Source organism: Bacillus sp. FSL R5-0576 (genome assembly GCF_038004765.1).
GTDB classification, from domain to species: domain Bacteria; phylum Bacillota; class Bacilli; order Bacillales; family Bacillaceae; genus Bacillus; species Bacillus subtilis.
Genome location: NZ_JBBORU010000001.1, coordinates 679083 through 702641, shown reverse-complemented (window position 1 = coordinate 702641; position 23559 = coordinate 679083). Strand labels below are relative to the sequence as shown.

Sequence of the window (23559 nt, the reverse complement as noted above, 5' to 3'; positions counted from 1 at the left end):
GAGGATACCATGGGAAAACTGGCTGCAGACCAGCTCACTCTTTCATATGACAGTACAGTGATTATTGACGGAGTCGATTTAAAGATAGAAGAAGGAAAAATCACTGCGCTCATCGGCGCTAATGGCTGCGGTAAATCAACAATCCTCAAATCGCTCGCCAGGCTGATGGCCCCGAAAAGCGGTACAGTGCTACTAGAAGGAAAAGACATCCACCGCCAGCCATCAAAAGAAGTCGCAAAAAAACTGGCCATTCTTCCACAATCTCCTCAGGCTCCTGAAGGATTGACGGTAGAGGAATTATGCTATTTTGGCAGACATCCTCACAAAAAGCTGTTATCCAAGCATACCCAAGAGGATCATGACATGGTAGAGTGGGCACTGGAAGCAACGGGCATGATTGAACTGAAGGATCGGACACTTGATGCCCTCTCAGGCGGCCAAAGACAAAGAGCCTGGATTTCCATGGCACTTGCGCAAGGCACTGATTTGCTTTTGCTTGATGAGCCGACCACGTATTTAGACATCTCACACCAGATTGAAGTGCTTGAACTGCTGAAAAAGCTGAACCGCGACCATGGCCGCACCGTTGTCATGGTGCTCCATGATTTAAACCAAGCCGCTCAATATGCTGACTATCTGATCAGTGTGCTGGACGGAAAAATCTACAATGCCGGAACACCGGAAGATGTGTTCACCCAGCCATTTTTCCGTGAAGTCTTCGGCTTGGAATGCTGCATCATGAGAAGCCCGATCGACCAGAAGCCAATGTGCCTGCCGACGGGACTGTGCCCGAAATTACGGGCGAAATGAAAAGGAGAGGAGCCCCCTCTCCTTTTTTGTATGCCAGCTTACCTTTTGTATTTCCTCTCCTGTCCATGTTACAGTGGTGTCAACCAAGTGATAGGAGGATGAAAATGACAGCATCTCAGCAGCAAATTCAATTAGCAAGACGTCCACAAGGTATTCCTGTTCATGAAGACTTTCGCTTTGAAACCATTCCGGTTCCTGAACCCAAGCAAGGGGAAGTGCTTGTCAAAACGCTTTATGTATCGGTTGACCCTTATATGCGCGGCCGTATGCAGGATACGAAGTCATATGTTGAGCCGTTCGCTTTAGATGAAGCGCTTTCTGGCGGGGTTATCGCTGAAGTTGTGTCAGACGGGAACAATCTGAAAAAAGGCGATATCGTCATCGGAAATCTCAGCTGGCAGGAATTTTCCGCTGTGAGCGAGTCTGCCTTGCGAAAAATTGATACAAGCCTTGCTCCCGCTTCGGCCTATCTCGGCATTTTGGGAATGACCGGCTTAACAGCATACTTCGGATTGCTGGACATCGGACGCCCGAAGGAAGGCGAAACCGTGGTTGTCTCCGGAGCTGCGGGAGCCGTTGGTTCAACAGTCGGGCAAATTGCCAAAATCAAAGGCGCTCGAGTTGTCGGTATCGCGGGCTCTGATGAAAAAATCGACTACTTAAAACAGGAGCTGCAGTTTGACGAAGCCATCAATTACAAAACAGCGGGTGATATCCAAAAAGCGCTTCAAGACGCTTGTCCTGACGGTGTCGATGTGTATTTTGACAATGTCGGCGGACCGATTTCAGACGCGGTGATGAACCTGCTCAATGAATTTGCCCGCATTCCGGTGTGCGGCGCCATTTCTTCCTATAACGCAGAAAGCGAAGCAGATGACATGGGCCCTCGTGTTCAATCAAAACTCATTAAAACAAAGTCGCTGATGCAAGGGTTTATCGTTAGCGACTACTCCGATCGTTTTTCTGAGGGAGCAAAACAGCTGGCCCAATGGCTGAAGGCTGGTAAACTCCATTACGAGGAAACCATCACAGAAGGCTTCGAAAACATTCCTGACGCGTTTCTCGGTTTATTTAAGGGAGAAAATAAAGGGAAACAGCTGATCAAGGTCAGCGATCCGAGCTGAAGATGAAATCGGGAGGGCTTTTTGCCCTCCTTATGTGTTTAGATGAGGTCAGCTGCGAAGAATCAGCGTAAGAAAACCATCTTCATCAGGTTCCGTATCTTCCAAAGTGAATCCTGCTGCTTGAAAGCAAGCCAAACTGATTCGATTGTCTTCTTCAATGCATGCCACCCATTCCCGCACTCTAGTAAAATCAGGTTCAGTCATCAGCTTTTGCAATATCCCTTTTCCGTACCCTTGAAGCCGGTACAAAGGATTGACGATCAATCCAATATACGTCCGCTCCTCTCCGAACTCAATAACGACCATCCCTGCCGGCAGCTGTCCATCATACGCCATGATGACAGTATTGTGTTTATCTTTATTTACTCGTGCATACCATTCATCTAATGGCAGCATCCCATCCATTCTCCGTCTGGTATCCTCATTCTCAAACCAGTGTTCAAGAATTTTCAGCTCTGACTCCTTCACTGCTTGAAACCTGTCTATTGAAACCACCTTCGCACCCCCTGCGCGAAACTTTTTCTATTATTTTACAACAAAAAAGAAGGGCTTTCCGCCCTCCTTTTTATTTCGTCTTCAGTTTTCCGCCTGCATACACAGCTTCACTCAGTTCAACACCAAGCTTCTTCGCCATTTTTTTCAGCTTAGATTCCTCCAATTTTGTCACAAGGCTCAGCACGTTGCCTTCTTTTCCGGCCCGGCCTGTTCGTCCTGATCTGTGGACATAGCCATCTTCATCTGGAATATCAGCATGAATCACGTATGGCAGGTTTTCAATGTCTAAACCGCGTGCGGCAATGTCAGTCGCCAATAAAAGAGGAAACTCTCCGTCTTCGAATGCGGAAATGATTTTTGCCCGCTCCATTTTTTTCGCTTCACTGTGCAAAACGCCGAGTTCAACGTGGTGATATGCCAGCTTTTCCGCATATACACTCAGGTTGCCGATGTCTCTCACAAATACGAGTGCCTGCATGCCTTCAAGCCTTGACAGCTTTTGCAGCAGCTTCACTTTGTCGCGCTGGTCGCAAATCAGGTATTGATGTTTCACTTTCCCTGCCTCCGCCCTGCTTCGCTGTACCTTCAACACCTCAGGCTCTTGCGCCAATTCGCGGAGCACATCCTCTGTTTCCTTTTTGAGTGTCGCGGAAAAACATAGAAGCTGGCGGTCTCTTAATGTCGTTTTAATAATTTGTTTGATCGTCTCGCGATGCTCCGGCAGGATAAGCTGATCCGCTTCATCAAGTACAATCGTTTTCACTTCATGCATTTTGAGTTTCTTCGCTTTAATCAGTTCAAATACCCTGCCTGGCGTGCCGACGATGATATGCGGATGTTTCTTCAGCTTTTCGACCTGCTTCTTCACATTCGCCCCGCCGATTAAGGAAGCCGCGCGCAGCTCTGAGCCCGCTTTCCAATCCTGAATCACCTGAAAAATCTGCATGACCAGCTCACGGGAAGGCGCTAAAATCACCGCCTGCGGATGCTTTTGCTCTGGTTTGATCCGCTCCAAGACCGGCAGCGCATACGCCAGCGTCTTGCCTGTGCCTGTCGGCGATTCCGCGATGACATCCTTTCCGTCCATGATCAGCTGGGCTGCCTGCTCTTGAACAGGGGTTGGCGTTTGAAAGCCGGAAGCATTCCAATTCTCTTGTATAAATGATTGTGCATTATGTAAAAATGGCCAAGTTTGCGTCATTTTGTTCTCCTCAATTCCTGAAATCTATTCCATAGTATCTCAAAACCTCGCCCGGAACGCAATTTTTCTTTTTCTTTCCTATACCTTTCAACATTCCGAATCCTCCTTTATAATCAAAAGGGTGAATATTACACGCCGATTGTGCGTGTTTGATAACGATAGAGGTGTAAACATGAGTATTTTATCTGTAAAGGATTTAAGCCACGGCTTCGGGGACCGGGCCATTTTTAATAACGTTTCCTTCCGCCTGTTAAAAGGCGAGCACGTCGGCTTGATCGGCGCAAACGGTGAAGGAAAATCAACCTTCATGAATATTATTACCGGAAAGCTTGAACCTGATGAGGGAAAAGTCGAATGGTCAAAAAATGTCCGTGTCGGATACCTTGATCAGCATACCGTGCTGGAAAAAGGAAAATCTATTCGCGACGTCCTGAAAGATGCATTCCATTATTTATTTGCGATGGAAGAGGAAATGAACGAGATTTACAACAAAATGGGCGAGGCTGATCCCGACGAGCTCGAAAAGCTGCTTGAAGAAGTCGGCGTCATTCAAGACGCGCTGACAAACAATGATTTTTATGTCATTGATTCCAAGGTGGAAGAAATCGCCCGCGGTCTCGGTTTGAGCGATATCGGATTAGAGCGCGATGTCACCGATTTGAGCGGCGGACAGCGCACAAAGGTCCTTCTCGCTAAGCTTCTCCTTGAAAAGCCGGAAATTCTGCTTCTCGATGAGCCGACCAACTATCTTGATGAACAGCATATTGAATGGCTGAAGCGCTACCTGCAGGAATACGAGAACGCGTTCATCCTGATTTCCCACGATATTCCGTTCTTAAACAGCGTCATCAACCTGATTTATCACGTTGAAAATCAAGAGCTGACACGCTATGTCGGCGACTACCATCAGTTTATGGAAGTCTACGAAGTGAAAAAACAGCAGCTTGAAGCGGCCTACAAAAAGCAGCAGCAGGAAGTCGCGGAGCTGAAGGATTTCGTTGCCCGCAACAAAGCGCGTGTCAGCACGAGAAACATGGCGATGTCCCGCCAAAAGAAACTCGATAAGATGGATATGATCGAGCTTGCGGCAGAAAAGCCAAAGCCGGAATTCCACTTTAAGCCGGCGAGAACGTCAGGCAAGCTGATTTTTGAAACGAAAGATCTCGTGATCGGTTACGATTCCCCGCTGTCCCGTCCGCTCAACCTCCGCATGGAACGCGGCCAAAAAATCGCCCTTTACGGCGCAAACGGGATCGGAAAAACGACGTTGCTGAAAAGTTTGCTTGGCGAAATCCAGCCGCTTGAGGGCTCTGTTGAACGCGGTGAGCACATCTATACCGGCTATTTCGAGCAAGAGGTCAAGGAAACAAACAACAATACGTGCATCGAAGAAGTATGGAGCGAATTCCCTTCTTATACGCAGTATGAAATCCGTGCCGCTCTGGCAAAATGCGGACTGACGACAAAGCATATCGAAAGCCGCGTCTCCGTATTAAGCGGAGGCGAAAAAGCGAAAGTCAGATTGTGCAAGCTAATCAACTCAGAAACAAACCTGCTGGTGCTCGATGAGCCGACAAACCACTTGGATGTCGATGCCAAGGAAGAGCTCAAGCGCGCCCTGAAAGAATATAAAGGCTCCATTCTGCTCATTTCCCACGAGCCAGACTTTTATATGGATATTGCGACAGAAACGTGGAACTGCGAGTCTTGGACGACGAAAGTGCTTTAATTTATAAATAACCCGCCTGCTAAAGGGCGGGTTTTTTACTGCCATTTTTTCTGAACGATTCTCAAAAGCTCTCTGTCTTTTAAAATGAGCTGCTATGGCGAGGTGAATTCATCAAGTGTCAGCTCTCTTTTGGCAGACAGCTCAAAATCCTCCTCATCTGCCCAAGCGGTAAACCACTCGACCGAGAAAAGCTGTTTTTCATGACGCTGTGTATGTATTGATAGAGCGTTTCTAAACATTTATGATCATATTCGTCAGGTTTTGCCTTATCCATGGCAAACGTCCCCTCTACAGCATAAACCATCACTTGAAATGGCAATCGTAAATGAACGGACACATTCTCAGCTTCTGCAAGATAAATCCCAGCCGCATCAATGTCTGACCGAAGCGGATGCCCTTTCCGCGAACGCCGTTCTTGCTGACCGAAAAAACCGGTTTCTAAAGGGAGTTTTCAGTCGAAAAATAGTAAAATTGTGTCATAAAGGTTGTCCTTTCCTTCACCAATTCGATTATGATGCATTATAACGAATAAAAAGACACTGCATCTTCGCAGTGTCTTTCGTTATTAATGTCCCGCCTTAATTCCAGCAAGATGTTTACGTCCCATGAGAAGGACAAGCATGCCGACAAAAACGACGATTCCGCCTACTGTATATGGTGTGCTTGCAGTAAAGTGTTCTGACAGCATTCCTGCAATCCACGGGGCGAGCGCGCCGCCGATGAAGCGGACTGAGCTGTAGGCTGAAGACGCGATTGAACGTTCAACCGGCGCAGAACCCATCACAGCGGTTGTCATGATCGTATTCACCATACCGAGGACAGCACCAGCGACAACGATACATGTAATAATCAAAGTCTGATGGTCTGTCCAGATCCCCATAATAACGAGAATGGCCGCAAAGGCGATAAAGAGAACGACGAGCGAACGCACTGTGCCCAGCGCTTTGTGCACGAGCGGCGCCGTAAAGACTGACGTAATCGCCAGCAGAAGGCCCCAGCCGAAGAAGACATATCCAAGACCGTGTTCATCTAAATCCAGAACGAACGGAGAATAAGCAAGCAAAATAAAAAATCCAAAGTTGTATAAGAATGCCGATACCGCCATTGTTAAAAGGCCTTTATATTTGAGCGCCTTCATCGCATCAAACACACCGACGCGCTTCGCCGGTTTCGGCAGCTTCGGAAGCATGAAAGAAATCGCGATTAACGCAATAAACATCAGGACAGATACTCCGAAAAACGGTGCGCGCCATGAAATGCTTCCAAGCTCTCCGCCTGCAAGCGGCCCGACAGAAATCCCTAGACCGAGCGCGGCCTCATACAAAATAATCGCTTGGGCGCTGCCGCCGACTGACACGCCGACGATGACCGCAAGCGCTGTTGAAATAAACAAAGCATTCCCTAATCCCCAGCCGCCGCGATAGCCGACTAACTGAGCGATTGAGCTTGAGCTGCCGCCAAGCCCCGCAAACACAATAATAAAAATAAGTCCGAGAATTAATGTCCATTTCGCGCCGATGCGGCTGGAAATGGCTCCTGAGAAAAACATCATAAATCCGGTTACAAGCAAATAACTTGTAAACAAGAGTGATACTTCACTAGGTGAAGCATGTAATTGTGCGGCAATGGCCGGAAGAATTGGATCAACCAGCCCGATTCCCATAAAGGAAATCACACAGGCAAACGCGACAGCCCAAACCGCTTTCGGCTGGCTGAGCAAGCCTGTTTTCTGATTCACTTGTTTTGTCTTATCCATTTGACCTGACCTCCATCTTTATTCCATTAAAAGAAACGCTACAAAAATAGCGTTTGGCAAACTTTTCATTCGATTGATTGAATGGCGCGTTCCGCTTTATTTTTCATGCCCTGCAGGCGTTCTTTAAAGCTTTGGAATGTGCGGATTTTCTCATCAATCAAATCCAGCTGGTGATTCAGGGTTTCCTGAATTTCCTCCAGTTTTTCTTTCCGTTCCTTAGGATCCAGTGACAACAAATACCCCTCTTTGTTTAACTCTAGCTGGCGGCTGGTTTCCATGAAATGCTGAAGCTCCTGAAGGGAAAAACCGAGCACCTCTTTTGTGCTGATGACTTTCTCAAGCTCCTCCATATCATCCTCTGAATAAAGCCTTACACCGCCGTCTGTCCGTTTCGGCGCCGGAATCAAGCCGATTTCTTCATAAAACCGGATGGTCCGCTTTGTCAGCCCGCTTCTTTTGGCCACTTGATCAATCTTCATCCATTCCAAGGTAAATCCCCCTTCGCCGTTTCTGTTACCATTATACACCTTTTGAACCTTAACGTAAACGTTAAGTTTTAAAAAACAATAAAAAAGACGAGCAGCATAAAGCACCCGTCTTTCACTTTCCTGTTTAAGCTAAACTTCCCGCCACTGACAGAGACTCTTTTTGAAGGCTTTCAGAAAGCACTCGATACGCGATCACTTTCTTCTTGTACTGTTTCACGACGTCGATATGGTCGTCGTAGCGGTACACGAACAGCTTCACGTCTTTTTTTCCTTTTTTTGTATCTATCACCAGCGGCGTGCCGCCGTTTTCCGGATGTAAATAACGCTCTTCATCACCTGGATAGATATAATATTTTTCCAGGAAGATAGCTTCGTTAAATTGATCAATCACTTTCTGCTTCTCTGCACCCTCGAGGCGTTTTCCATCTAGAGAGAGACTCGCATTTTCGTCACTCAGCTTGGCGTGCACTTCAAATTTGCCGAGCAGCCATTCTATGACGCCTGTAGGAAGACAGGTTAATACGATTTTCACCAGACTCATGAGAATTAACATCACGATCGCCCATGTCATACTTCATCATCTCCGTTAGTTTTCCATGTGCCGCTGACACACAATTTTATCCTAACATAAGCAGGCCGATTCGTTTTTGTCCATTATGTGAAAAAAAGCGCGGCCTGCTGCGGCCACGCTTTTTAGCTTTCCAGTTCTTCAATCATGAGGGACAATTCTGTCCAGCGGTCCATCGCAGCCTCAAGCTCTTCCGCAGTTTTCGCCTGCTCGGCCATCAGCTCTTGGATTTTGCCAAAATCACTGCCTGCTGCGGCGATGTCAGCTTCGAGCTGTTCATGCTTTTCTTCCAGCTGGGCAATTTTATCTTCGATGCCGTCCCATTCCAGCTGGTCTTTGTAAGAAAGCTTTTTCCGTTTTTTCTTCGGCTCGGCTTCAGCCGATTTTTCCTCAGCTGCCGGTTTTGGGGCCGCTTTTTTCGCTTTTGACTCCTCCATATAGTCGCTGTAGGAGCCTTGAAAGCGGGAAATGACACCATTTCCTTCAAATACAATCAAACGGTCGACGACGCGGTCAAGGAAATAGCGGTCATGGGATACGGTGATGACGACGCCTGGGAACTGGTCAATATAATCCTCAAGAACGCTTAATGTTTCAGTATCCAAATCGTTCGTCGGCTCATCGAGAAACAGGACATTCGGCTCCTGCATGAGAACCTGAAGCAAGTATAAACGGCGTTTTTCCCCGCCGGACAGCTTGCGGATATACGTCTGCTGCATCGAACGCGGGAAGAGGAAACGCTCGAGCATTTGTTCAGCTGTAATCATATCGCCATCTGCCGTTTTTACGACCTCCGCTGTTTCTTTTATATAGTCAATGACCTTTAACTCACCGTTCATTTCACTATGATCCTGAGTATAGTAGCCGATTCTGACCGTCTGTCCGATCGTAATATCGCCTCCGTCCGGCGTATGACGGCCGGCAAGGGCATTTAACAGCGTTGTTTTCCCGATGCCGTTCGGCCCGATGATCCCGATCCGTTCACCTGGTATGACAAGTTCATTAAAACGGTCGACGAGCATGCGGCCGTCATAAGCGATCATGACGTTCTCCGCTTCAATAACCTGTTTTCCGAGACGGTGCGAGCCAATGGCAAAATCGAGTGAACCTGATGACTGAGGGCCTTTCTGCTCTTTAAGCGTCTCTACCCGGTCAATTCTCGCCTTTTGTTTTGTGGAGCGGGCTTTCGCTCCTCGTCTGAGCCAGGCCAGCTCGCGGCGCAGCAGGTTTTGCCGCTTCGTTTCCTTTTGCTCAGCCTGCGCTTCCCGTTCCGCGCGTTTTTCTAAAAACACTTCATAGTTGCCTTTGTACGTGTAGAGGCTTCCTCTTTCAAGCTCATAAATGCGGTTGGTGACACGGTTTAAGAAATATCTATCGTGCGTCACCAGCATGACGGCGCCGGGATATTGGCTTAAATACCCTTCAAGCCACTCAATCGTTTCATTATCCAAATGGTTTGTCGGCTCGTCCAAAATGAGCAGATCAGCGGGCTGAATTAAGTTTTTGGCAATGGCTACCCGTTTTTTCTGGCCGCCTGAGAGCTCATTGACCGGTTTTGTTACGTCTTTGACGCCCAGCTTAGACAATACGGTTTTTGCCAAGGTGTTTGCATCCCATGCATTGTTTGCGTCCATTTTCGCTTGTGCTGCCAGCAGGTGTTTCTGGCGCTGTTCATTTTCGGGATCTTTCCCCAGTTCATACAGCGCTTTTTCATATTCACGCAAGGTTTTCATCACAGCCGATTCACCGGAATAGATATGCTCCAGCACTGTTTGCCCCGCAGGCAGCTCCGGGTCTTGATGAAGAAATTCGACCTGCACGCTTCCAGATTTCGTGATTTCTCCTTCTTCGATAGATTCCAAGCCGGAAATCACTTTCAGCAGCGTTGATTTTCCTGTTCCGTTCGGCCCGATTAATCCGATTCTCTCATTCTCTTCAATATGAAAGGAGATATGGTCAAATAATGTTTTATCTCCGTATGTTTTATAAAGATTTTCCGCTTTTAATATGCTCATGGTTCCTATCAATCCTCACGTAAGTTCATGTGTACATTTTAAATCAGCCGCTGGAATAAAACTAGTAAAACGTCAGACGAATTTCATGGAAATGCAGGATAGAAAAAGACCGGGGACATTTGTCCCCGGTCTCTTACTCTTCCTCAAGCGCTTTTTCGGCCATTTTTGCAAGATGCTGCGCGCTTCCTGAAATCTCCTGCATCGTGGCGGAAATTTGTTCAACAGCAGCGGCTTGTCCGTCTGTATGCTGGTTAATCGACTCAATGGATTCCTCGAGCCCTTTCAGCAGGCTGTGGATTTTTTTCGTAATCTGGTCAATTTGGCCGACATTTTCTTTTGAATGCGTTGCTAGCTTTCTGATCTCATCTGCGACGACAGAGAAGCCTTTTCCGGACTCCCCTGCTCTTGCCGCTTCGATCGCGGCATTCAAGCCGAGCAGATTGCTTTGGTCCGAGATGCCTTTAACAGTTACTGAAATATCGGCGATTTCACCGGCGCTTTCGCTTACTTTTTTCGCCTGAGAGGAAATGCCCGACATTTGAGTTGAAAACCCGTTAATTGATTCAGAAATGTCGGAAATAGCCGCGGCTGTTTGTTCAACGACAGCTGATAAGCTTTCCGCCACATCATGCAGCTTTGACGACTCCTCAAGGCTCGTTCCGAGGCCGACGCCTCCAATGACTCTTCCATTCTCGTCGTGCAGCGGGATGGCACGCGCGATCAATGGGAAGCCGAACAATTCTTTCGGAACCATGCTCGTCTTCTTCTGATTGCTGCGGATGGCATCTGTGATGATATCCCCTTCCTGCAGCGGATCGCCGGCTTTTACGTTCAGCGAAAAGGTTTTAGCCGGTATATTCACGAGCAGTTTTTCCGTATCATAAATGCCGATTGTAATATCATCCTGAACCAGGCTGTTTAAATAAGGGGCTACTTTGATAAATGCGTCCAGAATATCTGCGGTTTCTTTTTCCGTATTTATGGTCAATTCCATTCACTCCTTTTCATTAATAAGGGAATCTGCGTTTTTCGTGCTGGACCGAGATCCATTTCAGCGTTGTAAATTCTTCGAGGCTCCACTCACCGTTTAAACGGCCGAGGCCTGATTGCTTTTCACCGCCGAAGGCTACATTCGGTTCATCATTGATGGTCGTGTCATTGACGTGAATCATGCCTGTTTCAATGCGTTTCGCAAAAGCCACGCCGCGCTCAAGATTTGACGTATGTACGGCACCGCTCAAGCCAAACGGGGTTTCGTTTGCGATATCCACCGCTTCGTCTTCTGAATCAAACTTCATAAAGGAGACGACCGGTCCGAACAGCTCTTCCTTGGCAATGCTCATGAACGGTTTGACGTCTTTTAAGATCGTCGGTTCCACGATCGTCCCGTTAAATCCGCCAAGCTTCACTGGTACAGCGCCTTCTTCAATTGCTTGCTCTACAGTCTTCATCAGCCCGTCCGTCTGTCTGCTGTTGATTAATGGCCCGATAATCGTATCAGGGTCCATTGGGTCGCCGACTTTCAGCGATTCCACTTTTGCCTGGTACAGCTCAAGGAACTTGTCATAAATAGAAGAATGAACAAGCACGCGGTTGGCTGACATGCAAATCTGTCCTTGATGTGTAAATCGGCTGAACACCGCCGCATTGACCGCATATTCTATATCTGCATCCTCAAGTACGATGAAGGCGCTGTTCCCGCCAAGCTCAAGAAGCGGCTTTTTAAAATGCTTCATCGCAAGCTGTCCGATGTAGCTGCCGACTTTCGTAGAACCGGTAAATGAGATGATCCGCGGCACTGGATGCTCAACGAAGCTGTCGCCGATTTCAGCAATGTCTGTGACAACAACATTCAGCAGCCCCGCTGGAATTCCCGCGTTCTCAAAAATTTTCGCAATCAGCGTTCCGCCGCAAATCGGCGTTTCCTCATGCGGCTTTAGCACAACGCCATTGCCGGCTCCGAGTGCAGGCGCCACTGATTTCATAGATAAAAAGAATGGGAAGTTAAACGGACTGATGACACCGACAACGCCTGCCGGCACGCGATATAATCTGTTTTCCTTGCCATCTATTGTGGACGGAAGAATTTTCCCCTCCATGCGAATTGGGAACGTTGCCGCTTCTTTCATGATGTTTTTGACAAGTCCGATTTCAAAAGCCGCTTTGAGCCTTGTACCGCCTAGCTCCTCCATAATCAAATAAATAATGGCTTCTTCATTTTCTTCAATATACGTGACGGCTTTTTCTAAAATGGTTCTTTTCTCAAACGGGTTGACCGCATCCCATTTTTTCTTTGCCAGCGCCGCTGCCCGATACGCTTCATCTACATCGTCAGCAGTCGCTTTACGGAATGTTGTGAATGTTTTTTGAGTATAAGGATTTTTGTTTTCCAATACATTTGGGCTGCTGCCCTCCTGCCATTTCCCGCCGATAAACTGTTTATTCAACTCTTCATATTGAAACATGGTCAGCATCTCCTTTATAACCGCAAATCAAAATATGGGCGAATCTATTTTTTCTATCGGTTCATCTTGCATAAAATTGAATATACGATTAGTAAAAATTACTATCCTATGATACGACAACGCTGTTTCGCTTCTATCATTTAAAGCAGAAAAATATTTTATTGACTGCGTCAAATTTCGACAATATAATACAACAAGAACTGTATATAATGATTAGAATATTTTGAATATTTCCAGGAGGAACTTTTGATGAGTTCATTATTTAGAAAAAAACCGCTTGAAACATTGAGTGCGCAGAGCAAGTCAAAAAGCCTTGCCCGTACGTTAAGCGCATTTGATTTAACCTTGCTCGGTATCGGTTGTGTCATCGGTACAGGGATTTTTGTCATTACAGGAACAGTGGCAGCGACCGGTGCAGGTCCCGCCCTCATCATATCGTTTATTTTAGCGGGGCTCGCCTGTGCGCTGGCTGCTTTCTGTTATGCTGAGTTTTCGTCTTCAATTCCGATTTCGGGAAGCGTATACTCATACTCATACGTGACACTTGGAGAGCTGCTCGCCTTTTTGATCGGATGGGATCTCATGCTTGAATATGTCATTGCACTGTCGGCGGTTGCCACCGGCTGGTCTTCATACTTTCAATCACTGCTTGCCGGCTTCAATCTTCATATTCCGGCTGCACTGACAGGAGCGCCGGGAAGCACGGCGGGCGCCGTATTTAATCTTCCGGCTGCGGTGATCATTCTCCTCATCACTGCGATTGTCAGCAGAGGCGTCAAGGAAAGCACACGCTTTAACAACGTCATCGTACTGATGAAAATCGCGATCATTTTATTGTTCATTATTGTCGGTATCGGCTATGTGAAACCGGACAACTGGTCTCCTTTTATGCCATTCGGGATGAAAGGCGTCATTCTTAGCGCTGCCACTGTATTCTTCGCGTACCTTGGGTTTGACGCGGTTTCTAACGCTTCAGAGGAAGTGAAAAATCCGCAAAAAAACATGCCCGTCGGCATTATTTCAGCTCTAGCCGTCTGTACGGTTCTGTACATCGCGGTATCGCTTGTGCTGACAGGCATGATGCCTTATGCCAAATTGAATGTCGGAGATCCTGTATCCTTTGCGCTGAAATTCGTCGGACAGGACGCTGTTGCCGGAATTATTTCTGTCGGTGCGATTATCGGGATTACGACGGTGATGCTCGCTTTGCTGTACGCTCAGGTTCGTTTGACATTTGCCATGAGCAGAGACGGCCTTCTGCCTGGATTGTTCGCAAAGGTTCATCCGTCATTTAAAACCCCGTTCCGCAACACATGGCTGACAGGAATCGTTGCAGCGGGAATCGCCGGCTTTATTAACCTCGGAACGCTGGCCCATCTGGTGAACATGGGAACACTTGCCGCGTTTACGGTCATATCTATTGCTGTCATTGTGCTAAGAAAGAAACATCCTGAAATCAAGGCGTCCTTCAGAGTGCCGTTCGTTCCGGTTGTGCCGATTATCAGCGCAGGCATCTGCATTTGGTTCATGTACAGCCTTCCCGGCGTCACATGGCTTTCATTTGTCATCTGGATCGCTGTCGGAACGCTGGTTTACTTCCTATATTCGAGAAAACACAGCTTATTAAACAAATAATCTCTTTTTAGCCGGCGGTGCCTCACCCGCCGGCTTTTTCCTTTTTTTATGTGCTATACTTTGAATACATATGAGGAAAGGGAGACACACAGATGAAACGATACCGCACTTTATTATTTGATGTAGATGATACCATCCTTGATTTTCAAGCGGCAGAAGCTTTAGCCCTGCGTTTGCTGTTTGAAGATCAGAACATTCCTTTAACAAATGACATGAAGGCGCAGTATAAAACCATCAATCAAGGTCTCTGGAGAGCCTTTGAAGAAGGTAAGATGACAAGGGATGAAGTCGTAAACACGCGTTTTTCCGCTTTGCTCAAGGAGTACGGTTACGAGGCGGACGGCGCCTTGCTTGAGCAAAAATACCGCCGCTTTCTTGAAGAAGGACATCAGCTTATTGACGGTGCATTTGATCTCATCTCAAATCTGCAGCAACAGTTTGATTTGTACATCGTGACAAACGGCGTGTCTAACACACAATATAAGCGCCTCCGTGATTCAGGATTATTTCCATTCTTCAAGGACATTTTCGTTTCTGAAGACACAGGCTTCCAAAAGCCGATGAAGGAATATTTCGATTACGTGTTTGAACGGATTCCTCAATTTTCAGCAGAGCACACATTAATCATCGGGGATTCACTAACTGCTGATATCAAAGGCGGACAGCTCGCCGGGCTTGATACTTGCTGGATGAACCCTGACATGAAGCCGAATGTGCCAGAGATCATACCAACCTATGAGATTCGTAAGCTTGAAGAGCTATATCACATTTTGAATATCGAAAATACCGTCAGCTGCTAATCAGGCTGACGGCGTTTCTTTCATAAGAGTCTTTTTTCCTCTTGATAAATTCTTCACCTTATGAATAATATGGTGGTATGCTTTGGTTATATATGTAAGGAGGAGACTCAATTGGCTATCGCCGCCCCGTTAAAAGAAAAAACAGTTCAAAAACCAGGCACCACGGTGTATCCGATTTTGATTATTATCGGAATCTGCCATATGCTCAACGATTCGCTTCAAGCTGTGATTCCGGCCATGTTCCCTATTTTGGAACGCTCCATGAGCCTGACGTTTACACAGCTCGGCATCATCGCTTTCACATTAAACATGGTGTCATCCGTCATGCAGCCTGTTGTCGGCTGGTATACCGATAAACGGCCGCGGCCGTATGCGCTGCCAGTCGGTTTGACCGCCAGCATGCTTGGCATTTTAGGCCTTGCATTTGCCCCGTCATTCATAACGATCTTATGCTGTGTGTTTTTCATTGGATTAGGCTCGGCCATTTTCCATCCGGAGGGCTCCCGTGTGGCGTATATGGCCGCCGGCACAAAACGCGGGCTCGCCCAGTCGATTTATCAGGTGGGCGGAAACTCAGGCCAGGCGATGGCGCCGCTGATCACCGCGCTGATCCTTGTGCCGCTCGGGCAATTCGGCGCTGTTTGGTTCACGCTCGTCGCCGCGCTTGCTGTTTTGTTTCTCATGTATATTGCGAAATGGTACGCCTCACGTCTCGGCAGCCTTGCCCAGAAATCAGGCAAGCAAAAGAAAACGGCTGAAAACACGGCCATCACCAAATCTGTTGTATCTGCTCTTATTATTATTATATTTCTCATTTTTGCTCGTTCTTGGTATACGAGTGCGATCGGTAACTTTTACACGTTTTACGCGATGGATACATATCACGTAAGCATTCAGCAGGCACAAAGCTATATTTTTGTCTTCTTGCTGTTCGGCGCAATCGGCACGTTTCTCGGCGGCCCGCTTGCAGACCGTTTTGGAAAACGCTTCGTTATCCTCGGTTCGCTGTTATGCTCGGCGCCGCTGGCGATTGTGCTGCCATTTGCCGGCCCGGTTCTCGCCTATGGCGTGCTCGCATTGATTGGCTTGGTTCTGATGTCGAGCTTTTCTGTAACGGTCGTCTACGCACAGGAGCTAGTTCCTGGAAAAATCGGCACAATGTCCGGTTTAACCGTCGGGCTTGCCTTTGGGATGGGCGCAATCGGCGCTGTGGCGCTGGGCGCTCTGATTGACGCCGCGGGACTGACCCCCACGATGATCGCCATTGCTTTTCTCCCTGTTCTCGGCATCCTTGCCTTCCTATTGCCGAGTGACCAGAAGCTGAGAGAATGGCATAGCTGAAAAAACCCCTGCCAGGCGGCAGGGGTTTTTTAATCCAGCTGGATAAAATGAGTGTCAGGCACTGCGTGCTTCGGGATAAAGCCATCCGCAAAGTCCGGAAACGCCGACTGTATTTCATCAATCCATCTTTTCAGATTTAATATATACGGCATATAAATCATCTCAATTGTCGCTTCGTCTTCAATCCGGTAGTACCAGCAAAGATTAAACTCTTTTTCTGTCACCAGTGTAAACCCTGAGAAATGATAGAAAATCAGCGGCGTTTCATCTATATACACGCGGCCGTCCTTTTGCCCGACCTTATAGTTTTCGATATTCCAAAGCGCTGTATTGGCTCCTATTGATTTGACAACATGAACACCTTTAAACTGCGCCGGCCATTTCTCCACATACCTTTGATCACCATATGTCTTTCGTTCCGTATCCATTTCGACCGTACAAAATTCAATACAGTCCTGTCTCCACTGCCACACCGCTTCATATGCTTCCTTTGTATTACCGGCACCGACAAAGCCTGTATTAAAGCGTCCGGTTCGGTCGTAGTAGGACATGAAGCGCGGCGAGTTACGATGATCAGTCAAATACAGAGACGCCGTTGGGTTTTCTGCAAAAATACGCGCCGGATCAGAAAAGAAAAATAGATCCGTATCCATATGGGCAAAGTATTCAGCGTCATCCCACTTGCTCATCACATGAAACAAAAAGGCGGGCTTTAACGTCCAGCAATATTCATGAAACGTTCTGTTGCTTTTCGCTTTCAGCAGCTCCGGGTCTTCCATTTCATGCAGCTGCACAAAGGTGACATGCTCCCATGGAACATGCTGAAGCAATTCATACGCTTTCTGGTCGACACACAGCACATATAAATGAAAATCATCGCAATGCTCATGGAGAGAATGAATCATAGGCATGAGCTTAAAGATATGTGTCCTTGACACTATCGTTGAAAAATGAAATGTACTCACTTATACCACATCCAATGATCTAAGATCCACGTGCAGCAAATCGTTGACAAGCGCATACAGTGCGTTGGCAAAATCGTTCACGCCTAGCTTTTTCTTCGCTTTCGGCAGAAGCTTGCGGACAGTTTGTAAATCAAAGCTTTTCGCCGTCACCCTTGGGGATTTCTTTCTCCAATCCGGATCAATGTTGCGCTCTTTAACAACATGCAGAAGCTCAAGAAACAGATTCAGCAGCATATCATATTTCTGTGATTCCAGCAGCTTTTGAATATCAGCCATGATTCTGTTCGTCATGTCAGGCGGGAACGGCCCATTAAATGCGAGATGAACGTCTAAGGAGCGGATGTTATTGTATTTATCGCACATATAGGCAATGTTTGCCCGAATATCGTCTACAGACTTACAATTGCTTGGATGTTCCTGATGAACACTGACAATATCGCGGCGAAGCCTGAAGGTCAATCCGGCCTGATGAAGCCTGATCCCGAGGTCATAATCCTCAAACCCGTACCGCACAATGCCTTCGTCAAATAAACCGAGGTCAACCACATGCTTGCGTTTCACAGAGGAATTATTCGTGATAAAAAAGCGCCATGGCATATGATAGCCTTTCAAGTCATCGCCGTACTCATCTAAAATCTTCTTGAGCACGTCTATAAAGTCGGTATCGAGGTCAAAGCTTTTATCAAGAAAGCTTCCGTTTTTGATGTCCGCTTCCTCCAGCAGCTTTTGTTTGTCTTTCTTCGGCATTTCACCTGTGAGCTTTGCGAGCTGTTCCTTATGTTCTTCTTCAAACCGTTCATAATAAAAACTGTAGATCCGTTTCCAAAACAACCCGCACACGACGAGATTCTCTTCGTTCTCATGGGCTTTAATATGTTTTGCCACAAGGTCCTTTGCCGCAAGCATATCGCTGTCATGGAAAATCAGGATGTCTCCTCTGGCATTGCGAAGCGCCTGATTTCGTCCGTACGCAATGCCCCTGTTTTCTTTAATCCGTGTAAAGATCAGCGGAAAATCAGCTTGAAATGACTCAAGCATCGAGAGCGTCCCGTCCTCAGAGCCATTGTCCGCTACAATGACTTCGAATTCTTCATCGCACTCCTGCTGGTTTAATGACAGAAGGCTGTTGTAAAGACGCTCCTTCGAATTATATGCAGGAATAATAACGCTTGCTTTCACTTCATTTTCACTTCCTGTATTTACTCATTTATTTGTTGTCATCTTTTGAAGCAAAACCGTTAAATTCAGGGTCTAACGTTTTCATGTGCTGAATGATATGCGGCAGTGTCTCTTGATACAGTTCATGCACAAACGGCAGATCTGTGCGGGTTGTTTCATGAATCTGTTTGATTTCATTGATGCTGACGATTCGGTATCCGCTGAAATGATAAAAGATCAGCGGACTGCCATCCTCCAGCACGATCCGGCCATCTTTCCAGGAAAACGTATGATGCCCATAATTCCAATGCCCAATGTTCACGCCGGGTGTTGTAATGTCACACACATTCGGAAACAGCTCAGACATATAATCCAAATAGCCCTGATCACCGAATTTCCCTTCACCCGGTGCATTTTTGCATTCCTCAAGACAGCGTTCCTTCCACCACTCCAAGCAATCCGTGCCTGCATCATCATGCTTGAAGCTGATAAACCCGGAATTATATCTGCCTAAAAGACGCTGCAGCATGTCAATCTGCTCTTTCTCAAAAGAAGGGATTACAATATCCCCCCGTGAAAGCAGCACCGAGCAGTCCGGCTGGTTTTCAAAAATCGGCGATGGATCTGCATAGAAAAAGAGATCCCCGTCAATATACGTCACACGCTCCAGCTCAGGATTGCTGTTCAGCACAGCTTGCAGAAAGATCGGCTTCATCGTCCAGCAATACTCACTTTGATCTCTAGTTTCCTTCAGCTTCAGCAGCAATTCATTTTCAAGAGCGGCCACCGGCACAAGGTTCAGCTGCTTCATCTTCAGCTTCTGTAACACGCGGTGCGTATCTTCATCCATGCAAAGTATAAAAATGGGACTGTCTTGATCAACTTGCTCTAACGACTTAAACAAAGCGACTGCCTGATATAATCTTCCTTTTGATAAAACGGTGCAATACGCGCTGGTCACAGTCTTGTTCACCTCGTTTCACATTACTTTTTGAAGAATTCCGTATACCACTCAATCGTTTTTTCAAGTCCCTCATCAATAGTGTAGGCCGGTGTCCAATTCAGCAGCTTTCTTGCTTTTTCCGCGGATAAATATTGATGTTTGATTTCATTGCTTCCCTGATTCAGCACCTTAGGTTTCAGATTACTGTTCATTTTCTTTAATATTTTCTCTACCAGTTCAAGTACGGTCAGCTGGATCTCATTGCTGAAGTTAAAGGCCTCTCCGGCAAGATTGTTTTCTTCCATTTTTTCTGCAAGAAGCAGATAAGCCTGAACGGCGTCTTCAATATAGAAGTAGTCCCGTACAAAGGTACCGTCGCTTCGGATTTCCGGCGCTTCCCCGTTCAGCACAAGCTGAATCGTCTGAGGAATGATGCGGTTGAAGTTCAAATCTCCGCCGCCGTATAAGTTTCCGCAGCGCGTAATGCAGACCGGAAGCCCGTACGTGTGAAAATAGGTGTGGCTGATCAGATCTGCGCAGCTTTTTGAGACGTCGTACGGGTGCTTGCCTTGCAGCGGCATGTTTTCATCGTATGGAAGGTTTTCTTGATCGCCGTAAGCTTTATCACTTGAAGCGACAATGACCCGCTTAATTAACGGATGCTTGCGGCAGGCTTCGAGAATATTCCATGTGCCGAGGATATTCGCTTCAAAGGTAGAAATCGGGTTGCGGTTTGCCACGCCGACAATCGCTTGTGCAGCAAGATGAAAGACAGTGTCGATCTCATACTCGCCAAGCGCGCGTTCAATCACAGCCAAGTCCTCAAGAGAGCCCCGCACGATGTTCATTTTCTTGATATGTTCTCCCTGATAAAGATTGGATTGAGGCACATGATCCCTGACAAGCCCCGTAACGTTTGCGCCCTGTTCAATCAGCTCTTTCACCAAATAGCTTCCTAAAAGACCTGTGCATCCCGTGACAAATACGTTTTTATTTTTCCAGAAACTCAAATCGATTCACCATACCTTCCATACTTGTTGTCCTTGATTCCACATTTTGTTGACTTCTAAGAGATTTTTATACGTATCAATGGCCGTCCAAAATCCGTAATGGCGGTACACAGCAAGCTCCCCGTCTTTGGCAAGGTTCTTCAGCGGTTCATCTTCGAACATCGTGTTTCCGTCCTTCGGCAAATAATCGAAAACCTTTGGACTGAGAACGAAGAATCCGCCGTTGATGATTCCGTCACTTGATGTCTTCTCAGAAAATGTTTTCGCCATGCCGTCCTCAACCGTCAAGGTGCCAAACTGCGAGACTTTGTCAATGCCGGTGACAGTCGCGGCAGCACCTTTTGTCTGATGATAGCTGATGAGATGGAAAAGATTGATATTGGCCAGCCCGTCCCCATAGGTAAGCAGAAATGTTTCATCACCGATATAGTCTTTCGCCTGCAAGATTCTTCCGGCTGTCAGCGTATCTTCCCCAGTCTCCAAAAACGTAATTTTCCACGTTTCAGGCTGCCCCAGCATCTGTACCTCTCCCGTAGAGCTGTCGAGTGTCAGGCTGTTGTGCTTCCATTCATAGTCGAGAAAGTATTCCTTGATTTTTTCTCCTTTATAGCCCAAAAGCAGAATAAACTCGTTTACTCCGTAGTACTGATAAATTTTCATAATATGCCATAGAATCGGTTTGCCGCCTATCATGGCGAGCGGTTTAGGAATGTCATTCGTGACTTCACTCATTCTCGTTCCTTTTCCGCCGCAGAGAATGACCGCTTTCATCTCTACCCCTCATCTCTATGAATATTGAGTTCGAAACCTGGTACATCTTCACAATCTATCAAGGCATTTCCCCGATAATTTGTCCGATTTCAATCCGGTTTCAAAATCTACTGTAATGATATGAGAGAAAGACGGCCTTGGTGACCAAATAGAATCTATTTTTTGAAGTTGGTTATGTAACCAAAAAAAAGAGCCTTCAGCGAAGGCAATGCGCCCGCTCAAGGCTCTTTCTCATCTTTATTTGATTTCTTTTTCCTTGCCGTAATGATAGTCAGACGGATCAACGGCTGTGAAATCACTTAGTTTATGGAACCTCAGCAAGTCTTTGTACAGGACACTGTCTGAAAGACTCAGCTGCTGGGTCACTCTTGTTTTCAGATTCTTCGTTTCTTCATTCGCTTTCAGTTTTTCACCTGTCTTCGTATCGTAAATGATATTGTCGACTGATGTGTACTTCGGCGTTACGAAGTCTCCGTTTCTGAATGCCACCGTATCGTCGTGGTCTTTAGAGAATAAATCAGTACCAAAGTTGATATATTTCTGAGAATCAATTCCTTCTAAGTGCAGAAGTGTCGGCATAACGTCAATTTCGCCGCCATACGTATGGTTCACTCCGCCTTTTTTGCCAGGAACGCGGATCATCAGCGGCACACGCTGGTTCTGTGCGTTTTGATAATCTGTGATCTCTTTTCCAAGAATCTCTTTCATCGCTCGGTTATGGTTTTCAGAAATACCGTTATGGTCACCGTAAATCATGATGACTGAGTTGTCATACAGGCCGGCTTCCTTCAACTCCTTGAAGAATTGCTCAAGCGCTTCGTCAAGATAACGCGCTGTCTGGAAGTAGCTGTCAACTGTGTTATCGCCTGTTGTCGCTTTTTTAAGAGACGCGTCTTTTTCATCAAGGTTAAACGGATAATGGTTTGTCAATGTAATCAAATGCGCATAAAACGGCTGTTTAAGAGATTCAAGCTTTGGAATCGATTCTGTAAAGAACGGCTTATCCTTAAGCCCCATATTAATCACATTTTCATCTGACATATCATACGTGCTTGCGTCGAAGAACTTGTCATATCCGATATGTTTGTAAATCTGGTCACGGTTCCAGAACGATTTGTAATCACCATGCAGGACGGCGCTTGTATAGCCTTCCTTCTGGTCTAAAATCGCAGGAAGCGACTGGTAAGTGTTTTCGCCTTTCGTCACAAACGCGGAGCCTTCAGGAAGACCGAAGATCGAGTTATCCATTGTCAGCTCGGCATCAGATGTTTTTCCCTGGCCTGTCTGATGGAAGAAGTTATCAAAATACGTCACATCTTCCCCGCCGTGCGCAAGCTTATTTAAGAAAGGCGTCACCTCTTCACCGTTTAGCTTGTAGTCAATCAGGAATGACTGGAAGCTTTCGAGGTGAATTTTAATGATATTTTTGCCTTTGGCAGAGCCGAAGTACTCGGCGTTCGGTTTCGCATAATGAGACGTCGTGTAATTCTCGACGCTTGTTAAATCATCGCTGCTTGCATAGGCCCGTTGCGTTTCTGTTTGAGCCGTCTGTACACCGTCATAAATGGTGTAGTTGTATAAACCTAAATATTTCACAATATAATTGCGGTCAAACGTTCTTGTCAGCAGCTGCGGACGGTCTTTTTCCGCATAGTGCAGGTTGATGAAAAACAGTGCGATCCCAGAAAGGATCACTAAAGATGCAAAGCGTTTTTTCATTTTGTATTCTTTTAATTCAGGTCTCCAGATCAATACCGCAATCAAAATGATAATATCTAAGAAATAGAAAATATCATGACCGGCCATGATACTGAAAATCCCGTCTCCCATGTTTCCAACGTTTCCGGACTGTTTAATGTTCGGGAACGTCAAGAAATCGTCAAAGAAACGATAGAATAAAATATTTGCATATAACACAAATGTCATCAAGAAATCGATAATCAGCATAATAATGGCTGATTTACGCCCTTTCGCCAGCAAAGCCAGTCCTAAAAAGAAGACGGCGCTTGAGAATGGGTTAAATATCAGGAGGATCTCCTGAGTTGTGCCTTTTACCCCAAGATTAAACTCAGTCTTGTAGGATAAATACGTTTTTGCCCAAAACAGTATAACAGCCAGCACAAAAAAGCTAAGTTTGTAAGAAAAAAGTTTCTTCATGGCAACCTCTACTTTCTTAAACACTTTAAGTTCTTCATTCATATTTACCTGCTCTTTATATCCTGCCTTCCAATTCCTTCTTTCCAAACAAAATCAAGGCATCACACAACAAGAAATACACCGCGGCA

The 23559-nt window shown here is 46.4% G+C and carries 21 protein-coding genes; 6 read left to right on the top strand and 15 right to left on the bottom strand.

The window, feature by feature from the left end; all coding sequences use genetic code 11:
• Positions 1 to 9 precede the first annotated feature (9 nt).
• Both yfmF and NX903_RS03530 read left to right on the top strand, forming a co-directional pair.
• A complete protein-coding gene (gene yfmF, locus NX903_RS03535) occupies positions 10 to 810 on the top strand; it encodes a Fe(3+)-citrate ABC transporter ATP-binding protein YfmF (protein WP_003233737.1) in 801 nt (266 codons plus the stop codon).
• Positions 811 to 914: 104 nt separating this feature from the next.
• Positions 915 to 1934, top strand: a complete 1020-nt coding sequence (locus tag NX903_RS03530) for an NADP-dependent oxidoreductase (protein WP_086343563.1) — start codon at positions 915 to 917, stop codon at positions 1932 to 1934.
• Between the two features lie 48 nt (positions 1935 to 1982).
• On the opposite strand, the gene NX903_RS03525 is transcribed toward NX903_RS03530, so the two are convergent.
• Positions 1983 to 2429 (bottom strand): GNAT family N-acetyltransferase, encoded by a 447-nt coding sequence (locus tag NX903_RS03525; RefSeq protein WP_042978063.1) that lies wholly within the window; start codon positions 2427 to 2429, stop codon positions 1983 to 1985.
• A gap of 70 nt (positions 2430 to 2499) precedes the next feature.
• A complete protein-coding gene (locus tag NX903_RS03520; protein ID WP_086343562.1) occupies positions 2500 to 3630 on the bottom strand; it encodes a DEAD/DEAH box helicase in 1131 nt (376 codons plus the stop codon).
• Between the two features lie 172 nt (positions 3631 to 3802).
• Between NX903_RS03520 and NX903_RS03515 the strand changes: the two genes are divergently transcribed.
• Positions 3803 to 5359: an ABC-F family ATP-binding cassette domain-containing protein gene (locus NX903_RS03515; RefSeq protein ID WP_014476110.1), complete on the top strand. Its 1557-nt coding sequence runs from the start codon at positions 3803 to 3805 to the stop codon at positions 5357 to 5359.
• Positions 5360 to 5477: 118 nt separating this feature from the next.
• On the opposite strand, the gene NX903_RS03510 is transcribed toward NX903_RS03515, so the two are convergent.
• The 7 genes from NX903_RS03510 to yfmT all read right to left on the bottom strand — a co-directional run bounded on the left by NX903_RS03510 (position 5478) and on the right by yfmT (position 12651).
• Positions 5478 to 5633, bottom strand: a complete 156-nt coding sequence (locus tag NX903_RS03510; RefSeq protein WP_086343561.1) for a hypothetical protein — start codon at positions 5631 to 5633, stop codon at positions 5478 to 5480.
• A gap of 291 nt (positions 5634 to 5924) precedes the next feature.
• Complete coding sequence (locus tag NX903_RS03505; protein WP_015252583.1) at positions 5925 to 7115, bottom strand: MFS transporter; 1191 nt, start codon at positions 7113 to 7115, stop codon at positions 5925 to 5927.
• A gap of 65 nt (positions 7116 to 7180) precedes the next feature.
• The gene (locus tag NX903_RS03500) at positions 7181 to 7603 is read right to left on the bottom strand and encodes a MerR family transcriptional regulator (RefSeq protein ID WP_014476107.1); all 423 of its coding nucleotides are present in this window, start codon (positions 7601 to 7603) and stop codon (positions 7181 to 7183) included.
• 124 nt (positions 7604 to 7727) lie between these two features.
• Positions 7728 to 8174: a YfmQ family protein gene (locus tag NX903_RS03495; RefSeq protein WP_003243426.1), complete on the bottom strand. Its 447-nt coding sequence runs from the start codon at positions 8172 to 8174 to the stop codon at positions 7728 to 7730.
• Between the two features lie 122 nt (positions 8175 to 8296).
• Complete coding sequence (locus tag NX903_RS03490) at positions 8297 to 10186, bottom strand: ABC-F family ATP-binding cassette domain-containing protein (RefSeq protein WP_086343560.1); 1890 nt, start codon at positions 10184 to 10186, stop codon at positions 8297 to 8299.
• Between the two features lie 133 nt (positions 10187 to 10319).
• A complete protein-coding gene (locus NX903_RS20935) occupies positions 10320 to 10724 on the bottom strand; it encodes a methyl-accepting chemotaxis protein (RefSeq protein WP_369888597.1) in 405 nt (134 codons plus the stop codon).
• 469 nt (positions 10725 to 11193) lie between these two features.
• Positions 11194 to 12651: a benzaldehyde dehydrogenase gene (yfmT, locus tag NX903_RS03480; RefSeq protein WP_086343559.1), complete on the bottom strand. Its 1458-nt coding sequence runs from the start codon at positions 12649 to 12651 to the stop codon at positions 11194 to 11196.
• A gap of 249 nt (positions 12652 to 12900) precedes the next feature.
• On the opposite strand from yfmT, the gene NX903_RS03475 reads away from it, so the two are divergent.
• From NX903_RS03475 to NX903_RS03465, 3 genes are all read left to right on the top strand, one after another.
• Complete coding sequence (locus tag NX903_RS03475; RefSeq protein ID WP_029946523.1) at positions 12901 to 14286, top strand: amino acid permease; 1386 nt, start codon at positions 12901 to 12903, stop codon at positions 14284 to 14286.
• A 92-nt stretch (positions 14287 to 14378) separates the two neighbouring features.
• Positions 14379 to 15086, top strand: a complete 708-nt coding sequence (locus NX903_RS03470; protein WP_014476102.1) for a YjjG family noncanonical pyrimidine nucleotidase — start codon at positions 14379 to 14381, stop codon at positions 15084 to 15086.
• A gap of 111 nt (positions 15087 to 15197) precedes the next feature.
• Complete coding sequence (locus NX903_RS03465) at positions 15198 to 16427, top strand: MFS transporter (protein WP_014479139.1); 1230 nt, start codon at positions 15198 to 15200, stop codon at positions 16425 to 16427.
• Between the two features lie 29 nt (positions 16428 to 16456).
• Here NX903_RS03465 and NX903_RS03460 read toward each other — a convergent pair whose 3' ends face one another.
• From NX903_RS03460 to ltaS1, 6 genes are all read right to left on the bottom strand, one after another.
• Positions 16457 to 17392, bottom strand: a complete 936-nt coding sequence (locus tag NX903_RS03460; protein WP_015482937.1) for a putative nucleotide-diphospho-sugar transferase — start codon at positions 17390 to 17392, stop codon at positions 16457 to 16459.
• Positions 17393 to 18571, bottom strand: a complete 1179-nt coding sequence (locus NX903_RS03455; RefSeq protein ID WP_003233779.1) for a glycosyltransferase family 2 protein — start codon at positions 18569 to 18571, stop codon at positions 17393 to 17395.
• A gap of 28 nt (positions 18572 to 18599) precedes the next feature.
• Positions 18600 to 19511, bottom strand: coding sequence for a putative nucleotide-diphospho-sugar transferase (locus NX903_RS03450; protein WP_086343558.1), 912 nt, complete (start codon positions 19509 to 19511; stop codon positions 18600 to 18602).
• A gap of 23 nt (positions 19512 to 19534) precedes the next feature.
• The gene (locus tag NX903_RS03445; protein WP_003244102.1) at positions 19535 to 20503 is read right to left on the bottom strand and encodes a GDP-mannose 4,6-dehydratase; all 969 of its coding nucleotides are present in this window, start codon (positions 20501 to 20503) and stop codon (positions 19535 to 19537) included.
• A 6-nt stretch (positions 20504 to 20509) separates the two neighbouring features.
• Positions 20510 to 21274, bottom strand: a complete 765-nt coding sequence (locus NX903_RS03440) for a glucose-1-phosphate cytidylyltransferase (protein ID WP_014479136.1) — start codon at positions 21272 to 21274, stop codon at positions 20510 to 20512.
• A 237-nt stretch (positions 21275 to 21511) separates the two neighbouring features.
• Positions 21512 to 23431 carry a lipoteichoic acid synthase LtaS1 gene (gene ltaS1 / locus NX903_RS03435; protein ID WP_024572622.1) on the bottom strand — a complete coding sequence of 640 codons (1920 nt, stop codon included), beginning with the start codon at positions 23429 to 23431 and terminating at the stop codon, positions 21512 to 21514.
• Positions 23432 to 23559 lie beyond the last annotated feature (128 nt).